The sequence below is a fragment of the Calidifontibacillus erzurumensis genome (assembly GCF_013303125.1).
GTDB lineage: Bacteria > Bacillota > Bacilli > Bacillales > Bacillaceae_J > Calidifontibacillus > Calidifontibacillus erzurumensis.
Genome location: NZ_JABTTE010000024.1, coordinates 11,211 through 32,850 on the forward strand (window position 1 = coordinate 11,211; position 21,640 = coordinate 32,850).

At 38.6% G+C, this 21,640-nt stretch carries 15 protein-coding genes and 1 riboswitch; of the genes, 12 read left to right on the forward strand and 3 right to left on the reverse strand.

Annotated elements, in window-relative coordinates; translation table 11 throughout:
* The first annotated feature begins 378 nt into the window (after positions 1–378).
* The 6 genes from gltB (at position 379) to HR057_RS14335 (ending at position 10,801) form a co-directional block, all read left to right on the forward strand.
* Entirely contained in the window at positions 379–4,881 is a 4,503-nt protein-coding gene (gltB, locus tag HR057_RS14310) for a glutamate synthase large subunit (RefSeq protein WP_173732129.1), read from the forward strand.
* 76 nt (positions 4,882–4,957) lie between these two features.
* Positions 4,958–6,202 (forward strand): LL-diaminopimelate aminotransferase, encoded by a 1,245-nt coding sequence (locus HR057_RS14315; protein WP_173732130.1) that lies wholly within the window; start codon positions 4,958–4,960, stop codon positions 6,200–6,202.
* Between the two features lie 17 nt (positions 6,203–6,219).
* Positions 6,220–7,089, forward strand: coding sequence for a diaminopimelate epimerase (gene dapF / locus HR057_RS14320; protein ID WP_173732131.1), 870 nt, complete (start codon positions 6,220–6,222; stop codon positions 7,087–7,089).
* Positions 7,090–7,223: 134 nt separating this feature from the next.
* Positions 7,224–8,561, forward strand: coding sequence for a type I glutamate--ammonia ligase (glnA, locus tag HR057_RS14325; protein ID WP_173732132.1), 1,338 nt, complete (start codon positions 7,224–7,226; stop codon positions 8,559–8,561).
* A 719-nt stretch (positions 8,562–9,280) separates the two neighbouring features.
* A complete protein-coding gene (locus HR057_RS14330) occupies positions 9,281–10,060 on the forward strand; it encodes a DUF2268 domain-containing protein (RefSeq protein ID WP_173732133.1) in 780 nt (259 codons plus the stop codon).
* A gap of 126 nt (positions 10,061–10,186) precedes the next feature.
* Positions 10,187–10,801 carry a DedA family protein gene (locus HR057_RS14335; protein ID WP_173732134.1) on the forward strand — a complete coding sequence of 205 codons (615 nt, stop codon included), beginning with the start codon at positions 10,187–10,189 and terminating at the stop codon, positions 10,799–10,801.
* A gap of 184 nt (positions 10,802–10,985) precedes the next feature.
* On the opposite strand, the gene HR057_RS14340 is transcribed toward HR057_RS14335, so the two are convergent.
* Positions 10,986–11,681 (reverse strand): TerC family protein, encoded by a 696-nt coding sequence (locus HR057_RS14340; protein ID WP_173732135.1) that lies wholly within the window; start codon positions 11,679–11,681, stop codon positions 10,986–10,988.
* Between the two features lie 80 nt (positions 11,682–11,761).
* A riboswitch (yybP-ykoY riboswitch) is annotated at positions 11,762–11,866 on the reverse strand.
* A gap of 318 nt (positions 11,867–12,184) precedes the next feature.
* Between HR057_RS14340 and HR057_RS14345 the strand changes: the two genes are divergently transcribed.
* Entirely contained in the window at positions 12,185–14,062 is a 1,878-nt protein-coding gene (locus HR057_RS14345; protein ID WP_173732136.1) for an LTA synthase family protein, read from the forward strand.
* A gap of 39 nt (positions 14,063–14,101) precedes the next feature.
* Here HR057_RS14345 and HR057_RS14350 read toward each other — a convergent pair whose 3' ends face one another.
* Both HR057_RS14350 and HR057_RS14355 read right to left on the reverse strand, forming a co-directional pair.
* Entirely contained in the window at positions 14,102–14,479 is a 378-nt protein-coding gene (locus tag HR057_RS14350) for a spore coat protein (protein WP_173732137.1), read from the reverse strand.
* 84 nt (positions 14,480–14,563) lie between these two features.
* Complete coding sequence (locus HR057_RS14355) at positions 14,564–14,848, reverse strand: hypothetical protein (RefSeq protein ID WP_173732138.1); 285 nt, start codon at positions 14,846–14,848, stop codon at positions 14,564–14,566.
* Positions 14,849–14,999: 151 nt separating this feature from the next.
* On the opposite strand from HR057_RS14355, the gene HR057_RS14360 reads away from it, so the two are divergent.
* The 5 genes from HR057_RS14360 to gcvH all read left to right on the forward strand — a co-directional run bounded on the left by HR057_RS14360 (position 15,000) and on the right by gcvH (position 21,614).
* Positions 15,000–17,414: a 3-hydroxyacyl-CoA dehydrogenase/enoyl-CoA hydratase family protein gene (locus tag HR057_RS14360; RefSeq protein WP_173732139.1), complete on the forward strand. Its 2,415-nt coding sequence runs from the start codon at positions 15,000–15,002 to the stop codon at positions 17,412–17,414.
* A 37-nt stretch (positions 17,415–17,451) separates the two neighbouring features.
* Complete coding sequence (locus HR057_RS14365; protein ID WP_173732140.1) at positions 17,452–18,627, forward strand: acetyl-CoA C-acetyltransferase; 1,176 nt, start codon at positions 17,452–17,454, stop codon at positions 18,625–18,627.
* A gap of 225 nt (positions 18,628–18,852) precedes the next feature.
* Positions 18,853–20,628 (forward strand): acyl-CoA dehydrogenase family protein, encoded by a 1,776-nt coding sequence (locus HR057_RS14370; RefSeq protein ID WP_173732141.1) that lies wholly within the window; start codon positions 18,853–18,855, stop codon positions 20,626–20,628.
* A gap of 209 nt (positions 20,629–20,837) precedes the next feature.
* Positions 20,838–21,194 (forward strand): arsenate reductase family protein, encoded by a 357-nt coding sequence (locus HR057_RS14375; RefSeq protein WP_173732142.1) that lies wholly within the window; start codon positions 20,838–20,840, stop codon positions 21,192–21,194.
* Positions 21,195–21,227: 33 nt separating this feature from the next.
* On the forward strand, positions 21,228–21,614 hold the full coding sequence (gene gcvH / locus HR057_RS14380) for a glycine cleavage system protein GcvH (protein WP_173732143.1): 387 nt from the start codon (positions 21,228–21,230) through the stop codon (positions 21,612–21,614).
* Positions 21,615–21,640 lie beyond the last annotated feature (26 nt).

The following is a 21,640-nucleotide window of genomic DNA, read 5'->3' on the forward strand; positions in this document are numbered from 1 at the left end:
GTGTTATGTGGTTGGGATTGTTTCTTTGTTTAGGTTAATTCAACGATTGCTTTCGTTGATATAAACATAGGAAGAAAAACGGAAATGTTTGTTAAGTGTTTTAAAGCTGATTAATAAATTAAAAGCAACGAAAGGGATTTTTGGATCGTGGATTTATAACTTAAATCGATGAAATTAGATTGTTTTTGATCGATATTAAATAATTCATCACTAAATGATTTATTAATTCATATCAAAAATAGATTAAAACATTAAAAAACTCATATTGATTAGATTGATTCAAAACGATAAAATAAAAAACAAGATTAAAATAACGAAATTTGATATCAAAAATGGAATGAAGAACAACCTATGAAATGCGAAAAGGGGAGAAATATCATGAATCAATCTAAAATACCGATGAAACAGGGATTGTATAATCCGATTTTTGAGCGAGATGCTTGCGGAATTGGTTTTATTGCAAATTTAAATGGTGAAAGTTCTCATCAAACTGTAAAGCAAGGTATTGAGATGCTTTGCCGATTGGAACACCGTGGCGGTCAAGGAAGCGATCCAAATATCGGCGATGGAGCTGGAATTTTAACAAAACTACCTCATACGTTTTTTCAAAAAGTTTGCCCGGATTTGATTAAAGAAGAAGGCGAGTATGCAGTGGGAATGGTATTCCTGCCGCAAGATGCAACCCTTCGTAACCAATGTGAAGATGCATTTGAAAAAATCATCGTTGAAGAAGGCTGCGAGTTGCTAGGTTGGAGAACGGTGCCAACGAATGATGAAAAAATCGGTGTTCAGGCAAAAGAAAGTCAGCCATTTATGCGCCAATTTTTTATTGGGAAAGCAGGAAACGTATTCGAAGATGAGGAGTTTGAGAGAAAACTTTACATCATTCGTAAAAGAACTGAAAAAATGGTTAAAGATCAGTCGCTTGCTGGTGATGATACATTTTATGTGGCAAGTCTCTCATCTAGAACAATCGTCTATAAAGGGATGCTGACACCAGAACAGTTGGAACAATACTATTTAGATCTTCAAGATGAATCATTCCAATCAGCATTTGTACTTGTTCACTCTCGTTATAGTACGAATACTTTCCCAAGCTGGGAACGGGCGCATCCTAACCGAATGTTGATCCATAACGGTGAGATCAATACGTTGACTGGTAATGTTAGTTGGATGAAAGCTCGTGAAAAGCGGATTGCATCATCTTTATTCGGAGAAAAAACAAATGAATTATTGCCAATTATTGATGAAAACGGCAGCGATTCATCTTCCTTTGATAATTGCTTAGAATTTTTAGTTCGTACAGGTCGCTCACTCCCACACGCAGCGATGATGATGGTGCCCGAACCATGGGAAAAAGATGAATTAATGGATGATTCCATTAAAGCATTTTACGAGTTTCATAGCCATTTGATGGAACCGTGGGATGGACCAGGTGCATTTGCTTTTACAGACGGACTGCAAATTGGTGCGATGCAAGACCGCAACGGTTTACGCCCAGCTCGCTACTATATAACAGTCGATGGCACAATTATTTTTGCTTCAGAGGCAGGAGTTATCGATCTTGAGCCAGAGCAAGTCGTTGTCAAAGGGCGTTTAAGTCCAGGGAAAATGCTCCTCGTTGATTTAAAAGAAGGGCGCATTATTCCGAATGAGGAAATCAAGAAAAAGGTAGCTTGCGAACAACCGTATCGGGAATTGCTGAATAAAAACAGCATCTATATCGAGCAATTAGAAGTTTCAAGTGATTCGCAACTAGATTTGTCATTACCTTTATCAAAATATTATCACGCTTTTGGCTATACTGTCGAGGAATTGAAAAAAGTAATTAGTGACATGGCAGTAAGTGGAAAAGAGCCAATTAATTCAATGGGGAATGATATGCCGGTTGCCGTGCTATCAAATCATTCTCAGCTTCTATACAACTATTTCCGACAGCTTTTTGCTCAAGTGACAAATCCGCCAATTGATGCGATTCGTGAAGAGTTTGTAACATCAACGACAACGTATCTTGGAAGAGAAGGGGACTTACTTGAACCAAATGGAGAAAGCTGCCGTCGCATCCGATTAGAAACTCCAATTCTATCAGATGGTGATTTAGCAAAAATACGCGAAAATGCGGAAAATTTAAAATCAATCACGTTCCCGATTTTATTTAAAGCAAATGAAGGGAAACAGGCACTTGAAAGTTCATTGCATCAATTATTTGCTCAAGTAGATGATGCGATCTCCAATGGATATTCTATCGTTATTTTATCAGATAGAGACATGAATGATGAATTTGCAAGCATTCCGGCGCTTTTAGCAGCAAGTGGACTTCACCACCACTTAGTCCGCCAAGGTTCAAGAACGAAAGTCAGCATTATCGTTGAAACTGGTGAAGCAAGAGACGTCCACCAATTAGCGTTATTGATTGGTTACGGTGCAGATGCGATCAACCCATATTTAGTATTTGCAAGCCTTAGAGAAATGGTTGAAAAAGGCGAATTGCAAATTGATGAGACGAAAGCAGCTTACAACTATAGAAAAGCCGCAACGGACGGAATTGTAAAAATCATGTCAAAAATGGGTATTTCTACGATTCAAAGTTATCGTGGCGCGCAAATCTTTGAAGCTATTGGTCTATCTTCTGAAGTAGTTGATCAATACTTTACAGGTACAACTTCTGCTTTAGGAGGAATTGGCCTCGAAACAATTGCTGAAGAAACACTCATGCGTCATGAAATTGCTTTTGGGGAAGAAAAGCCTCTAAAACCAGGAAGCGACTTCCAATATCGCAAAGATGGTGAGACGCATGCATTTAATCCAGAAGTTATTAAGATGTTGAAAACAGCTTGCCGTAATGGGGATTATGAACTGTATAAAAAATATGCCGAGAAAGCTAATGAAGGTCAATTCGTTTTCATTCGTGATCTATTAGCATTTAAAGAAGCAACACCGATCCCGCTTGATGAAGTCGAGCCGGTTGAATCAATTGTCCGCCGCTTTAAAACGGGCGCCATGTCATACGGTTCTCTTAGCCAAGAAGCCCATGAAGTATTGGCAATCGCTATGAACCGAATCGGCGGTAAAAGCAACTCTGGTGAAGGTGGGGAACATCCTAGCCGTTACCAGCCAGATGCCAACGGCGACCTGCGACGCAGCGCGATCAAACAAGTTGCATCCGGCCGCTTTGGAGTTACAAGCCAATATTTAGTCAATTGCGATGAAATTCAAATTAAAATGGCCCAAGGTGCAAAACCAGGGGAAGGCGGACAGCTTCCAGGACATAAAGTGTATCCATGGATTGCTGAAGTGCGTGGCACCACCCCAGGTGTTGGATTAATTTCACCACCACCGCACCACGATATTTATTCAATTGAAGACTTGGCGCAATTGATTTTCGATTTGAAAAATTCAAACCCATCCGCGAGGATTAGCGTCAAACTTGTAGCAAAAGCGGGTGTTGGTACAATTGCCGCCGGCGTTGCCAAAGGTCTTGCTGATGTTATTTTAATCAGCGGTGCTGACGGCGGAACAGGTGCAGCGCCTCGTTCAAGTATTAAACATGCAGGGATTCCATGGGAAATTGGGCTTGCCGAAACCCATCAAACATTGCTCTTAAATGGTCTTCGTGACCGAGTCATTTTAGAAGTTGACGGAAAACTAATGACTGGCGGTGATATCGTAATGGCTGCCCTATTAGGTGCCGAAGAATTTGGATTTGCATCTTCTGCGTTAGTTGTTCTAGGCTGCGTCATGGTTCGCCAATGTCACTTGAACACATGCCCAGTCGGTATTGCAACACAAGATCCGGAACTTCGCAAAAAGTTCCTTGGTAAACCGGAAGATGTAGAGAATTTCATGAGATTTATTGCTCAAGACGTCCGTGAAATTATGGCACAGTTAGGCTTTAGAACGATCAATGAGATGGTTGGCCGCACCGATCTATTAGTTCAAAGCAAACAAGCGAAATCCCATTGGAAAGCAAAATATGTAAATATTTCTCCTTTACTTTACCAACCACCTGTAGAAGGAGGAAGATACAACCTAAGACAGCAAAACCATGGGATCGAAAATACACTTGACTATAAAGAATTGCTGAACATCGCCAAACCTGCTCTTGACAATCAAGAAAAAGTAAAAGCAAGCTTCCCGATTCAAAACATCAACCGTACAGTTGGTACAATTTTAGGAAGTGAGATTTCCAAACGTTACGGTGGAGATGGCTTGCCAGAAGATACAATTCAACTAACATTTACTGGTTCAGCAGGACTAAGTTTTGGATCATTCTTACCAAAAGGTGTCACGCTCAACTTGGTTGGAGACGCCAACGACTATATTGGAAAAGGATTATCTGGTGGTAAAATCGTAGTTTGTCCATCTGAAAAGTCAATTTTTGTGCCAGAAGAAAATACAATTATCGGTAATGTTGCCTTTTACGGGGCGACATCAGGAGAAGCTTATATTCGCGGTTTAGCTGGAGAACGTTTCTGTGTCAGAAACAGCGGCGTTGAAGCGGTTGTTGAAGGAATTGGCGATCATGGCTGCGAGTATATGACAGGCGGAACTGTTGTCATCCTTGGAGATGTAGGGAAAAACTTTGCAGCTGGAATGTCTGGCGGAATTGCATATGTGTTCGTTGAAGACAAAGATGTTTTCAATAAACAATGCAATCATGAGATGGTCGACATTGATCCGTTAGTCGCTGAAGAAGACATCAGCAAATTAAAACAGCTTGTGCAAAATCATTATAAATATACAAACAGTACTCGTGCAGTATATCTTCTCAACCATTGGGAAGAAAACTTGGCGAAATGGGTAAAGGTTATTCCAAAAGAATATAAAAGAGTTTTACAGCAAGCTAATGGCGAAGCGGTGCCTGAAATGCAGCATCAATAACTCTTTGGGCGCCTTTACCCGGCGCCCTCTATAAAAAACTCTTTCTTATTCGCAATTGTTATGAAGGAGGATTCCAATGTCAATTACAACTGCCTATATCCAACAACTTTTTGCCGACCGCATTGGCGGAGCTGAGTTTGGGATAAAAGAAGAAATTTATAAATTTGAAAAAATAAAAAGGGCAAAACGGGCTGCAATGAAAGCCAATCCTTCAATTCCGTTAATTGATTTAGGTGTCGGGGAACCTGATGCGATGGCAGATGCAGGGGTGGTCCAAAAGTTAGCTGAAGAGGCAGCGAAAAAAGAAAATCGCTTTTATGCTGACAACGGTATTGCGGAGTTTAAAGAAGCAGCCGCAAGTTATATGAAAAATGTCTTTGGAGTTGACGGACTTAATCCGGAAACGGAAGTGAACCACAGCATCGGTTCAAAACCAGCTTTGGCTATGCTTCCTACAGCCTTCATCAATCCCGGCGATATTACGTTAATGCCTTCTCCAAATTATCCGATCTTAGGCACTCACACAAAATACAATGGCGGGGAAGTTGTAACATTGCCGCTGACAGAAGAAAATGGTTTTCTTCCTGATTTGGAAGCTGTTCCTGCCGATATTTTAAAAAAGACAAAACTTCTATATTTGAATTACCCGAACAATCCTACAGGAGCTGTTGCTACCCCGGAATTTTTTGAAAAAGTTGTGCATTTTGCAAAGAAACATGAAATCATCGTCGTGCATGATGCTGCTTATGCTGCCTTAGTCTTTGACGATGAAAAACCATTGAGCTTCCTTTCAATCCCAGGTGCGAAAGATGTTGGAATAGAACTGCATTCATTATCAAAATCGTTTAATATGACTGGTTGGCGCATTGGCTTTGTTGCTGGAAATGAGAAGATTGTAAAAGCATTTGCGACAGTTAAAGATAACAATGATTCAGGACAATTTATGGCAATCCAAAAAGCTGCCGCTTACGCACTTCAACATCCTGAAATTACGAAGAAAACAGCGGAAAAATATTCACGCCGACATGAAATGCTTGTAAATGCATTGAAAGAATGCGGCTTCCAAGCAAAAAAACCGAAAGGCTCTTTCTTCTTATATACAAAAGCACCAAAAGCTGTTGAAAATGGACCAGTTTTTCAAACGGCAGAAGACTTCAGTCAATATTTAATTTTAGAACATTTAATCTCGACCGTTCCATGGGATGATGCCGGTCCTTATATCCGATTCTCGGTAACTTTCCAAGCAGACAGCATTGAAGAAGAAAAATGTGTAATTGAGGAAATTAAAGCAAGGTTAGGTAAAAATAAATTTATTTTTTAAGGGAGGTGAAGGGGAGCATGAAGTTTACAAAAATGCAAGGTTTAGGCAACAATTATGTATTCTTTAACCTTTTAGAAGATCCAATGGATAACATCGATTTGGTGGAGCTTTCAAAGCAAGTATCTGATGTCAACTTTGGAATTGGGTCTGATGGTATTATATTAATTTGCCCATCCGAGCATGCGGACTTCCGAATGAGAATTTTTAATAAAGATGGATCTGAAGGAAAAAACTGCGGCAATGGTTTACGTTGTGTTGCGAAATACTTATACGACCATATGTATGCAACTGAGACGAAATTCACTATTGAAACATTAGGCGGGGATGTAACAGTTGAAGTGGAGCCCGGTCGTTTCGGTGAAGTGAAATATGTAACGGTTGATATGGGAGAGCCGAAGCTTTTAAGGGAAATGATTCCAATGGCAGGCGATCCGCATTCGATGGTCATCAATGAACCTTTTATCATCAATGGACAAGAATTTCATTTAACTTGTGTTTCGATGGGTAACCCACATGCAATCATTTTTGTAGATGATGTCGGGCAAGTGCCATTGGAGACGATTGGTCCAATGATTGAGCATGACCCATTATTTCCGGAGCGGGTGAATGTAGGTTTTGTTACCGTTAAAAATCGACAAGAAATTGATTACCGCGTTTGGGAGCGTGGTTCCGGAATTACAATGGCATGCGGAACAGGCGCTTGTGCAGCAGTTGTTGCCGCTACTTTAAATAATAAGTTAGATAAGTACGTTCCTATTACCGTTCACCTTCCGGGCGGCGATTTAACTGTCAGATGGGATGAAACGAATCATGTTTGGAAAAAAGGTGAAGCAGCTTACATTTGTCATGGGGAATTAGACTTACGATCAGGAAAGCAAGCTTCATAAGAAAGACGATGTTGTTGATTACGATTCAGGCAAAAAACTGTTTCTTAAATTATTAATGAAAAAAGGAAAATGACCAAGGAAAAACCTTGTGCCATATATATTCTCATATTCATATAAATCAGGAGGGCTATAGTATGAAAAAGTCTTACACAAAAGAACAAATCTTCCAATTAGTTAAAGAACAAGATGTGAAATTCATTCGCTTACAATTTACAGATCTTTTTGGCACAATTAAAAACGTTGAAATTCCAGTGAGCCAATTGGAAAAAGCGCTTGACAATAAATGTATGTTTGACGGCTCGTCTATTGAAGGTTTCGTGCGCATTGAAGAATCGGACATGTACCTATATCCAGATTTAGATACATTTGTTATTTTCCCTTGGACTGCAGAAAAAGGAAAAGTAGCTCGTTTCATTTGCGACATCTACCATCCAGACGGAACTCCATTCGAAGGCGATCCACGCAACAATTTAAAACGCATTTTAGCTGAAATGAGAGAGCTTGGTTTCACTGACTTCAACCTAGGACCAGAACCTGAATTCTTCCTATTTAAATTAAATGAAAAAGGTGAACCAACTCTTGAATTAAATGACAACGGTGGTTACTTCGATTTAGCTCCAACCGATTTAGGTGAAAATTGCCGCCGTGATATCGTTTTAGAACTTGAAGAAATGGGCTTTGAAATTGAAGCTTCTCACCACGAAGTTGCGCCGGGTCAGCACGAAATTGATTTTAAATATCAAAATGCTCTACAAGCTTGCGATGATATCCAAACATTTAAACTTGTTGTTAAAACAATTGCGAGAAAACACGGTCTACACGCGACTTTCATGCCGAAGCCAATCTTTGGTGTAAATGGTTCCGGAATGCACTGCAACTTATCTTTATTTAAAGATGGTCAAAATGCATTCTTTGATCCAACTGGAGATTTACAATTAAGCGATACAGCTAGACACTTTATTGCCGGTGTTCTAAAACATGTACCGAATTTTACAGCTATTACAAACCCAACTGTTAACTCTTATAAACGTTTAGTTCCAGGTTATGAAGCACCTTGTTATGTTGCGTGGTCAGCTAGAAACAGAAGCCCGCTCATCCGGATCCCTGCATCTCGCGGAATGAGCACTCGTATTGAAGTTCGCAGCGTCGACCCTTCTGCGAATCCATATTTAGCATTAGCCGTATTGTTAGCAGCTGGATTAGATGGTATCAAAAATCAATTGACTCCTCCTGCGCCAGTAGACCGTAATATTTATATTATGTCAAAAGAAGAGCGTCTTGAAAATGGCATCTTGAACTTACCTGCTTCTTTACATGAAGCACTTGAAAACTTAAAAAGCGACGAAGTTATTAAAAACGCACTTGGTAAACATTTACTTGAAAGATTCATTGAAGCGAAAGAAATTGAATGGGATATTTTCCGTACAAACGTTCATCCTTGGGAACGTGAACAATATCTTTCACAATATTAATATTTATAAATAATCTACAGATTTATGTATATATAATAGTAGAAAATCACCTCACGAGGGTGATTTTTTACTTTTATTTTAAGAAATTATAACTTTTTAATAGGTTTAATATATAAGAAAAGGCATTGTAAATTTGCTTTTGTGGCCAATTACGTGTATTTCTATTCATAAATAACAACTTGTCCCCATATATTGAAAGTAATGAGAGCTCTTGACCTAGTTTAGGAGGTATAGGGATGGAAGAAGAAATGGAAGAAATGTTCGTTATAGCTTATTTGCATTTAGCTTTGTTGTTTGTCGTAGCTGTGATCGGAAAGTTTATAGGATTTTATTTTTATTATTAATGAGGTCTTTGATGTCAAATTCGATTGATTAGGGATTTTGGAGTGTTTACCTAGTGGAGAAAAGCAAAATGGACAACCTATGTTTGCTTTTCAAATCTTTTATGCTATAACATTTAATTTTCCGTTCATGTTTTATGAAAGGCGGCTACTTGTTGAGACCCGCTCTTTTTTTATTTATAGACACAGCCTTTACTTCAGTTGCAATGAATTTGATGGTGTCATACATTTTTTCGCAAAATTGGACTTTGATTCGTAAAAGTGTACCTACCTCCACTTTCCACATCTCTATTTATAATAAATTTTCCTCACGTTTCCAAAGGAGCAGCATACCGTTATGGTAAAGGATTGTTTAAAGAAGTTATTAGAGGTGAAAAAATGGCTGTCATCCAAACGGATCAATGGCTCAAGAGTTTTTATTTTGATCCTAAAAAAATATGCGAAAAGCTGCTCCCTTATTTTAGGAATACATCTGCCCATCACCTATATCAATATTTAACGATGCACGGAATGTATCGACCCCATATTCAAGGAGAAAAAGAGGTTAAAATATTACAAAAAAGAAATGTTTGGGAACTTGTAGAAAAAGAGGAAAAATTATTGCGACAAGTGTGGCAAGGGCCGAATGTACCTATTATCATTTTTCCAGCGGATCAAAACCGAAAAATCAAGCGGGATTTTAATGGAAAATCAGGTCTTGCTTTTAAAGATAAATTATTTTTGTTTATTTCACCAGAAAATACAGATGACGAAATAAGAGCCCTTCTAACTCACGAATATAATCATGTATGCCGTTTAGCAAAGTACAATAAAAATGAAGATAATTATGTATTGCTTGATACGGTCATAATGGAAGGGTTAGCTGAGCGTGCTGTTGGTGAAAGATTAGGAGAAGCGCTTCAAGTGAATTGGACATCGTATTATAGCGATGAACAGTTGGATAAAATGTGGAAGAACATTATATACCCGAACCGGAATATAAGTATGAAAGACCGGCGCCATCAAGATCTTCTATATGGCTTGCGCCTCACTTATCCGAAGATGGTTGGCTATTGTGTCGGTTATTTTTTAGTAAAAAAATATGCAGAAAAAACAGGTTTGACGAGTAAAGAGCTGCTTCCAAAACGGTCGGAAGTAATTGCGCAAATGAATAATTAATTTTTTTTATTTTTTATAAAGGCAAACAAGCCCCTTCCATTTTATACATCTTTCTGTTCCTGATATAATACAATAGGTTAGAAAACTAACAAATTCGCATTTGGCAAAATTAAAGGAGGATTTTCGTTGGAAGATTGGTTAATAGGTATTATGAATGAATTTGGATACATAGGGATTTTGCTGTTGATTGCCCTTGAGAATATTTTTCCGCCGGTGCCTTCAGAAGTAATTTTAACATTTGGCGGCTTTATGACGACGTATTCCGATTTGACGATTACGGGAGTTGTCATTGCTTCCACGCTTGGTTCGGTTATTGGTGCTTTAGTTCTTTACGGAATTGGCTTATTGCTTGATGTGGAAAATTTGGAGAAAATTATAGACCGTTGGGGTCATATTTTGCGTTTGACAAAGGAAGATATTCACAAAGCCGATGCATGGTTTGATAAATATGGTCCATGGGCAGTATTTTTCTGTCGTTTCATCCCGCTCATTCGCAGTTTGATTTCCATTCCGGCTGGGATGTCAAATATGAAATTTGTACTATTTCTGATTTTAACAACGTTTGGGACATTAATCTGGAATGTTGTTCTCATTAATCTTGGTGCAACTGTTGGTTCTTCTTGGGATTCCATCGTTGCTTATATGGATATTTATTCAAATATCGTTTACGTCGTTCTTGCTGTATTGTTTGTTATATTTATCGTATTTTTTATTAAAACAAGAAAAACGAAGAGATTTTAAGGCGTAACCTTATCAAAAAGGCTGTAAAGCATGATCGAAACTGTCCGAACAGGACAGGCCGACTGCTGTACAGCCTTTTTAAAATTTTGGAGAGGGGGTAGTCTAGAAAGTTATATTTTTAACGTAGAAACGTCTTTCTACCATATTAGGGGTATGTAGGGCACAAAGCCCTTATTCGTTGATTTTACTCAGCCGCTGCTTTTTTCGAGGGAGTATTAAGCTCTTCTTCTGCTTTTTTCTCTCTTTTCATTTTTGTTAATTTACCAGCACCGATAACAGCAGCAATTACAAGAATTTCAAAACCATATTTCATAAATCCATTATCAAAAATATGTTTTAAGAAAGGTTCGCCTACGATCATTTTTGAAGCGGTCCAAGCTAAAATACCGGCACCGATTGTAATGATGATCGGGAAGCGCTCCATCCATTTAATGATGATCGTACTTCCCCATACGACAATCGGAATTGATATTGCAAGACCGACGATGACGAGCCAAATGCTTCCGTGAGCGGCACCTGCGACAGCCAAGACATTATCTAAGCCCATTGCTGCATCGGCAATAATAATTGTGCGGATCGCAGCAAGTAGACTGTTTCCTGCTTTAATATCATGCCCTTTTTCTTCAACTAGAAGTTTGTAGGCGATCCAAACGAGCAACACACCACCGATGAGTAAAAGCCCTGGAATTTTTAATAGCCATACAACTGCAATTGTAGCTAAAACGCGGATGGCCACTGCGCCTACAGTTCCCCAAATAATTGCTTTCTTTTGCTTATCTTTCGGTAAATTTCGTGCTGCAAGACCGATTACAATGGCATTGTCACCAGCTAGCACGAGGTCGATAATAACAATAGATAAAAGTGCTGTCAGAAATTCCATCTGATTCCCTCCGTAAAATTTTTAAAATTGATAAATAAAAAAGACCTTTGCCTATCTAATCATTAGGCAAAGGTCTTGCTGAACATGAATCATGTCAACAAAGCCGATGGAATGAACTCCATGAAATGACGACTTTGTTTCAGGTATTTATAAAATACCTGACGCTACTCCCCTTTGAAAAAATTAGCGTATAAAATTATATAACTATCATATAAAAGATAATGTGAAATTGTCAATAAAAAAGCATCAAAAGTTTTTATTGAAAAAATGAAACTTTTACCCATTTGAAAACGTCTATTACTTATGGTTAAATAGTTACTTAGAAGATTCTAGAATAATAAGAAAAAATATGTAAATTTTCCAAAAGATTACATATCTACAAGTTTTAAACGTTGCATAATTTCCAAGAAAGTAGTAAGATACTTGTCATTGGTTCTCTTTTCAGTAAGTAATTTCGATTATAAAGAGAAACAATGGTAGAATACAAGGGGGAAATTATTCCAATGAAAGGATTGTCTGCAGTAGTCAAAAACTTACGACCAAGCAGAGAAGAAAAGTTTTTGTTCCTTGCTATGATCTTTTTATGGCTAAAATCTTATATCGTTAGCCGTTTATTATTTGATTTGCCAATTGAAAATATGCTTCAAGAGTTTATTTTGCTTTTAAATCCGATTGGTCCAGTTATCCTATTATTCTTGTTCGCATATGCTTTTAGGCGTAAATTAAGCATAAGAGGAATTTTAATAAGCAGTTTTCTATTCACATTTTTAAGTTATGCGAATGCTGTTTATTACCGCTTTTTTAACGATTTCATAACGATTCCTGTTCTTTTCCAAGTTAAAAACTTCGGAGATTTAGGCGGCAGCGCTTTAGAATTAATGCAACCATTAGATGTTTTGTTTTTTGTAGATCTCGTGCTGCTTGCTGTAATTGCTAGAAAGAAAGATATTAAACTAGTAACTTTTAAAAAGCCGCTCAAGCGGGGCATGATTTTGGCAGCGGTAGCTTTGCTTGTCTTCAATGTGTTGCTTGCTGAGACGCAGCGTCCACAGTTATTGACAAGAACATTCGACCGTGAAATGTTAGTCAAATATTTAGGAGTTTATAACTATCATCTTTATGATTTGTTTATGCACTCAAAAGCATCGGCTCAACGTGCTTTTGCGGAAGGTAGCGATATTATTGAAGTTGAAAACTATGTGAATGATGGTGTTGACGAACCGAATGAAATGACCGGCATTGCCAAAGGAAAAAATGTAATTCTCATATCTATGGAATCTTTGCAAAGCTGGGTTTTAAATTATGAAGTGGAAGGACAGCCTGTCACACCATTCTTAAATGAATTAATTAAAGACAGCTTTTATTTCGAAAACTTTTATCATCAAACCGGCCAAGGAAAAACGTCTGATGCTGAGTTTTTAATTGATAACTCTCTATATCCATTGCCAAGTGGTGCAGTCTTTACAACGAATGCACAAAATGAGTTTTATGCATTGCCGGAAATTTTACGGAACAATGGTTATACAACCGCATCATTCCATGGAAACAATAAAAGTTTCTGGAATCGTGATTTAATGTACAAGTCTTTAGGCTATGATCACTTTTTTGATGAAACATATTTTAATGTGACAGATGACAATTCAGTAAACTATGGTTTAAAAGATATACCATTTTTTGAACAATCGATTCCATTGTTGAAAAGCTTGCCGCAGCCGTTTCATGCTAAATTCATAACATTGACGAACCATTTCCCATATATTCTTGATAAAGAAGAAGACGTCATGATCCCGCGTTTAACGACTGGGGATGGTTCTGTTGACCGTTATGTGCAAACGGTTCGCTATTTAGATGAATCATTGAAAATATTCTTTGATTTATTAAAGCAAAATGGAATCTATGAAAATTCAATTATCGTATTATATGGAGACCATTACGGCATTTCTAAAAATCATAATAAAGCAATGAGCCAAGTGATTGGCAAAGAAATTACGCCAGATTTACATGTTGAATTGCAAAAAGTACCATTCATTATCCACGTGCCGGGAATGGAAGGGAAAAAAATGAAAACAATCGGTGGTCAAATCGATGTGAAACCAACCCTTCTAAACTTGCTAGGCATTGACCCGGGCAACGATATTTCATTTGGTGAAGATTTATTTAGTGAAACAAGGAAAGATTTTGTGATTTTCCGTGATGGAAGTTTTGTAACAAAAGAGTTTATCTATACAGAAGGGACATGTTACTCTAAGGCAAACGGATCGGTGATTGACCCGATTTTCTGTGAAAAAAGTTCCGAAGAAGTTGGATATGAGTTAGCCCTTTCTGACAAAGTCATTCAACGAGATTTACTTCGTTTTTTAAATCAATCACCAGTAGAATAAAATAAAAAACTGACCTGCTTAATGAGCAGGTCAGTTTTTTTATTGGATCATGCTGTTGTTGTATGGCCATTGGCTCGTATAGCCTTGGAATTGTTGAAAATCTTGCTGCAATTTTTGTTCAGGAACTGCTTCAAGACTATACCATCCTTTTTGGAACATGACGTTATAAAGATTGCGCTGACAATCTTGAGTTTCATTAAAAATACGAATTAAGTCTCTATAAAGACCGTCGTGGCTGGCTTCGTTTAAAGCTGTGCTATAAGCGTCAGTCATATACTTTTCAGTTGCGAGCATGTCATTGGCAAAATCACGATCATTCATCTGTGGTGTATTAGGGACTTGTGTTTTTGGATTGCTAATTTTTTGTTGATTTTGACCTTGGTCTTGATTCATCGTCTGATTCATATTTTGATTCATAATTAAAATGGCTGCCTCCTTATTTAATGATGTTTATATTCGCTAAAGCTCGGTTATGTAAACCGATTATTCTACAGTTCTTACTTATTGCATCGTTTGTCTTGTTTGGTTTGCATTTTGGATATGGTTTCCTAAATGATTTAAGATTTGTTGATAGTGACGTTGATGCATTTGTCCAGCTTTTTCAATAGCTGCTTTCACTTCAGGATCTTGGCATTGCTGTGCAAAAAAGTGGGCTTTTTTCATAGCTAGTAAATTCCAAGAAAGCATATCTTTGATATAAAGCTCGTCTTTCGTTGAAATAATGCTCGGTGGTTGTGGCATAAACGATTGTGTTTGTTGATTTTGGTTCATTTGTGTTTGTTGCATCAAAAAACCTCCTTATTGATTTATAACAAGCTCAATTTTATTTTTTGATAAACTTTTGCAAACTATGTAACGTTTTAAAAATAACCGTATAAATCAATCGTACTTTTCATATTTTTTATAAGAAAAGTGAAAGATTCCGGGAGGAGAACAGATGGAACGAACGATTAAAAAAGCAGCAATCATCGGCTCTGGTGTGATGGGCTCGGGGATTTGTGCTCTTTTCGCTAACATTGGAATTCCGACGCTTTTGCTCGATATTGTACCTCAAGAACTTACAGCCGAAGAAAAAGCAAAAGGCTATACATTACAAGATCGACATGTCCGAAATCGACTCGCAAATCATGCAAAACAAAGCTTAGCAAAGAAAAAACCGCCAGTACTGACGGTAAAAGGGAACTTGGATTTCATTGAATGCGGCAATCTTGAAGATGATATTGAAAAGCTTAAAGACGTTGATTGGATCATAGAAGCTGTCACGGAAAAATTGGAGATTAAGAAAAAAATTTTTGAAAAAATTGATGAAGTCCGTAAACAAGGTTCAATTGTCAGTTCCAATACGTCAGGTATTTCTATTGAAGCGATGGCTGAAGGAAGATCAGATGATTTTAAAAGACATTTTTTAGGAACTCATTTTTTTAACCCGCCTCGATATATGAAACTCCTAGAACTCATTCCAACAAAAGACACCGATGAAACCGTACTTTCATTTATAAAAACCTTCGCAGAGAATCGACTTGGAAAAGGAGTCGTTATAGCAAAAGATACCCCGAATTTTATAGCAAATCGGATCGGCACATATGGACTGCTTATTACGGTACAGGAAATGATCAAAGGAGGCTATTCTGTAGGAGAAATCGATTCAATAACCGGTACACTAATCGGGAGACCGAAAAGCGCCACTTTCCGTACTTTAGATGTTGTCGGTCTTGACACGTTTATTCATGTCGCCCGCAATATATATGAAAAATCAGAAGGCAAGGAAAAAGAAATATTTGAAATTCCGGGCTTTATGGAACAAATGCTTGCAAAAGGTTGGCTAGGAACGAAAGCTGGTCAAGGATTTTATTTGAAAAAAAATAAAGACATATATGAACTGAATATTCATACGCTTGAATATGAAGAGCGGAAGCGGTTGCAGGCGCCTTCAATAGAAAAAAGCAAATTGGCTAAAGGACTAGAGGAAAAGCTGCAGGTTCTCGTATATGCTGAAGACCGGGCAGGGGCGTTTTTATGGAAACTTTTTAAAGAAACGTTCCTTTATTCAGCACATCTCGTTGGTGTAATTGCCGATGATATACTTTCCATCGACCAAGCGTTGAAATGGGGATTTGGTTGGGAGCTTGGTCCATTTGAAACATGGGACGCTATCGGTTTGGAACGCTCTGTTGAAAAAATGCTCAAAGAAGGGGAGCAAATTCCAGCTTGGATTTTAGAGATGCTTTCTTCCGGAAGAAAATCTTTTTACGAAATGGACGAATCCGGCACGTGCACCTTTTATCATCAAAGGGAAAGCAAAGTTATTGAGGATCATCCAAATGTGATTGATTTAAATAGGAGAAAGAAGCAAAAGTCGGTCATTAAGAAAAATAGCGGCGCAAGTCTCATTGATATCGGTGATGATGTGGCGCTCTTGGAGTTTCATTCGCCTGGGGATGCGATCGGTTATGACATCATCGAAATGATTTATATCGCTTGTGAAGAAGTAGAGAGAAACTACCTAGGGCTTGTCATCGGCCATCAAGGCAAAAACTTTTGTGTGGGCGCAAACCTGATGCTCATTTTAATGGAAGCGCAAGATGAAAATTTTGATGAAATCGAAAATGTCGTACGACAGTTCCAAACGGCAATGCTTGCTCTTAAATATTGCAAAAATCCGGTTGTTGCTGCCCCGTTTCGAATGACTCTTGGAGGCGGAGCAGAACTGTGTTTGCATACTGATACAATTGTGGCTGCCAGTGAAACTTATATGGGGCTTGTTGAAACTGGTGTCGGACTCATTCCAGGGGGAGGCGGCAATAAAGAGTTTTATTTACGCCAGTTAGAAAAGAGGTCCATCAGTGGAATCGGTTCAAGTACTGAAAAATTATCAAATTACGATTTGCATCGCGCATCTCAAGCTGCATTTGAGACGATTGCTATGGCTAAAGTGTCTACATCGGCTCAGGAAGGAATTGAGTATGGTTACCTCCGCCCTACAGACCACATTTGTTTTAATAACGATCACCTATTAATGGCAGCAAAGCAAAAAGTGCTTGAGCTATCGAAGAACGGTTATCACCCTCCGGTGAGGAAAAAAATTCCGGTAGTCGGTGAAGCTGGTTATGCAGCGATGCTGCTGGGCGCCCATCAGTTAAAAAATGGCGGTTATCTATCTGAGCATGATATGAAAATTGCGGATAAACTCGCTTTCGTTATTGCCGGCGGCCGTATTCCTGAAGGAACTTTTGTCGATGAACAATATTTATTGGATCTTGAACGGGAAGCATTTTTAAGCCTTGTAGGAGAACCGAAAACACAAGCAAGGATGCAGCATATGCTTCTGAAAGGGAAGCCTTTAAGAAATTAAAATGTTGAAAACTGCTAAAAGATGGGAGGGGATATTCGTGAAAGAAGCGGTCATTGTTTCAGGTGCTAGAACGCCTGTGGGCAAAGCGAAAAAAGGGACGCTTGCCCACGTTCGGCCTGACGATTTAGCAGCACTCACTCTGAAAGAAACTTTAAGGCGTGCAGGAAATTATGATGGTCCAATTGACGACGTAATCATTGGTTGTGCAGTTCCCGAGGCTGAACAAGGCATGAATATGGCGAGGCAAATTGCTGCACTGGCAGGCTTATCATATGAGACCCCGGCCATAACAATTAATCGATATTGCTCATCCGGATTGCAGGCGATTGCTTATGGGGCAGAGCGTATTATGCTAGGGCTGGCAGATGCGGTCATTGCGGGTGGAGCTGAATCGATGAGCTTAGTACCGATCGTCGGTCATGTCGTCAAGCCAAATATAAAGCTTATTGAACAAGCACCTGCGTATTATATGGCTATGGGACATACTGCAGAAATGGTCGCAAAACAATTTAACATTACAAGAGAAGATCAAGATGCGTTTGCTGCCCGCAGCCATGCCCGGGCTGCTCAGGCGATTGCAGAAAGAAAATTTGTTGATGAAATCGTACCGGTGGAAGTCGTCCGCCGTCAAGTTGGAGATGACAATACTGTTGTTGAAGAAAAGATTGTATTTACCGAAGATGAAGGTGTTCGTCCTGATACAACCGTTGAAGTTTTAAGCAAATTAAAGCCAGTTTTTCAAATGAACGGAACAGTTACGGCAGGAAATTCATCGCAAATGAGCGACGGTGCAGCCACAGTTTTATTAATGGAAAAAGAAAAAGCAGTAAGTGAGGGTTTGAAACCTTTAGCTAAATTTCGCTCATTTGCTGTCAGCGGCGTCCGTCCTGAAATCATGGGAGTAGGGCCTACCGTTGCTATTCCGAAAGCTTTGAAATTAGCGGGATTACAATTATCAGACATCGGTTTAATCGAGTTGAATGAAGCGTTCGCTGCTCAAGCGATTCAAGTTATTCGAGCACTCGATTTGAACGAAGAAATTGTTAATGTCAATGGTGGAGCAATTGCTTTAGGGCACCCGCTCGGCTGCACCGGTACGAAGCTTACGCTTAGCTTAATTCATGAAATGCGAAGGAGAAATGTACAATTTGGCATTGTAACGATGTGTATAGGAGGCGGTATGGGAGCAGCTGGAGTATTTGAATTGCTTTAAGAAGTTACCAGACGGTAACAAAAAAAGGTTTCCGGTTCCTCTAATATCGAAAATGTTAGTGTGCAAAAAATTTATTTAGTGCGGATCCAATGTATTTGAGTTGTTTTAACGAGGAAAATGCCAGACGTTTCCAAAACATAAGGGAATTCTGGCTGTTTTAAGGAGGAAATTGTATTCCTTTCGTCCATTCGGCAAAAAAGCTGCGCACAAAAGGAGGAATTCCGCATGTCTCGTCCAATTATAAAAGGCGCTCAATTCCTAGTGGATGACATTTCTTGTGAACATATATTTACGCCAGAAGATTTTACTGAAGAACATCAAATGATTGCAAAAACAACGGAACAATTTGTTGAAAATGAAATAATGCCGCATCTTGAAGAGTTGGAAAAACAGCAATTTGACAAAACAGTTCAGTTGTTGAAAAAAGCTGGCGAGATCGGGCTGCTTGCTGCTGATATACCAGAAGAGTACGGCGGCATCGGTTTGGATAAAATTAGCTCAGCGCTAATCGCAGAAAAACTTGCCGTTGCCGGAGGTTTTTCGATCTCCCATGGAGCGCATGTTGGCATTGGCTCTTTGCCAATCGTATTTTTCGGTAATGAAAGCCAAAAGAAAAAATATTTGCCGAAGCTCGCAACAGGTGAAATGTTGGCTGCCTATGCATTGACAGAGCCCGGATCAGGGTCCGATGCGCTAAGTGCGAAAACAACTGCAAAATTAAATGAAACAGGAACTCATTATATTTTAAATGGTGAAAAGCAATGGATTACGAATTCTGCCTTTGCTGATCTTTTCATCGTTTACGCAAAAGTCGATGGCAAGCATTTCACAGCTTTCATTGTTGAACGCAACTTCCCTGGGGTCTCAACCGGTCCGGAAGAGAAGAAAATGGGTATAAAAAGTTCTTCGACACGCACATTGATCCTTCAAGATGTACCGGTGCCAAAAGAAAATGTTTTAGGTGAAATCGGCAAAGGACATGTCATTGCGTTTAATATTTTAAATATCGGCCGTTATAAACTGGCGGTAGGAACAATCGGAGCCTCGAAACGTGCATTAGAGCTTTCTCTCCAATATGCCAATGAACGCCAACAATTTCAAATGCCAATTGCGAACTTTGGATTAATACAAGAGAAACTCGCCAATATGGCCACGAAATTGTATGCGATGGAAAGCTCAGTGTATCGCACAGTCGGCTTGTTCGAAGAGCAATTAGGTGCATTAACCGCTGAAGAAGCCAATGATCGAAAAGCTGTTGCAAAAGCAATCAGCGAGTATGCAATTGAATGTTCATTAGGAAAAGTGTTTGGTACAGAAACACTTGATTATATAGCAGATGAAGGTGTGCAAATTCACGGCGGCAATGGGTATATGTCAGAATACGAGATTGAAAGAATCTACCGCGATTCCCGCATCAACAGGATTTTTGAAGGAACAAACGAAATCAATCGTTTAATCGTTCCCGCAACTTTATTGAAAAAAGCGCTGAAAGGTGAACTGCCGCTTCTTGCAAAGGCACAGACTTTGAAAGATGAAATCCTCACCATTGTGCCAGAAACAATCGGAACAACTGCCCTTGAACAACAAAAGTACCTCATCAAAAACGCTAAAAAAATTGCATTAATAACCGCAGGCCTTGCTGTACAAAAATTCGGTCCAGCTATTGAAAGAGAACAAGAAATCTTAGGCAATATTGCTGATATTATAAACAACATTTATGCGATGGAATCAGCAGTGCTGCGAACAGAAAAAGCAATTGGTAGATCCGGCATAGAAAAAAATAATCAAAAACTGCTTTATACTGAAATTTTTTGCCAAGAAGCTTTCAATGAAATTGAAGCTGATGCAAAAGAGGTTATTATAGCAGTTGAGTCCGGTGATACTCAAAGAATTATGTTTTCTGCATTGCGCAAACTTACCCGTTATCAACCAATCAATATCATCGCTAAAAAAAGGGAAGCCGCTGCAGCACTCATTGCTGCCGGAAAATATGTAGTGTAAAATCATATACTCCACAAACCGGCGTTGATCATGCAGGTTGAATTTCGTTTGCATGAATCACTAAACATAGAGCGCTTTCGGTTTGTGGAATAATTTTTTGCGAAATAAGTAACATGCCGCCTCCTTCTTCCGTTTTAATTTTTAAAAGGTTATGAAATCGCTTCTTTATATGTTAAAATAATCATAAAACTGGATAAGGGAGGAAAGAGATGGCGCTTACGTTTTATTGGTATCCGAAATGTGGTACATGTAGAAAAGCGAAAAAATGGTTTGAAGACCATAGCATTCCGGTAAATGAAATACATATTGTCGACAATCCCCCTACTAGGGAACAGTTAGAAGAATTTTATAAAAAAAGCGGATTAGAGCTGAAAAAATTTTTTAATACGAGCGGTCAGAAATACCGAAGCTTAGGATTAAAAGATAAAATAAAAACTGCAAGTGATGATGAATTATTGGACTTGCTTGCATCGGACGGAATGTTAGTCAAACGTCCGATTGTAACGGATGGAGATAAAGTTACTGTAGGTTTTAAAGAAGAAGAGTTTAAAGAAACATGGTTATAGAGGAGTTTATTATTAAAAATTGGAGGGAACATTATGAGCAATATTCCAAAAGAATTACGTTATTCAAAAGAACATGAATGGGCTAAAGTTGAAGGAGACAAAGTTCGTGTCGGCATTTCAGATTTTGCTCAATCTGAACTAGGCGATATCGTATTTGTCGAACTTCCAGAAGTAGGAACTGAATTAACAGTTAATGAATCATTTGGCAGTGTTGAATCTGTAAAAACTGTTTCTGAACTTTATGCACCTATTAGCGGTAAAGTAGTTGAAGTAAACAGTGAACTTGAAGATAGCCCTGAATTAGTAAACGAATCTCCATATGAAAAAGGTTGGATGATCGTTATCGAGCCGTCTGACATTTCGGAAGTGGACAACCTACTCACTGCTGAACAATATGAAGAAATGATTAAAGAAGATTAATCAAATAGAAATGAAAAAAGGCTTCT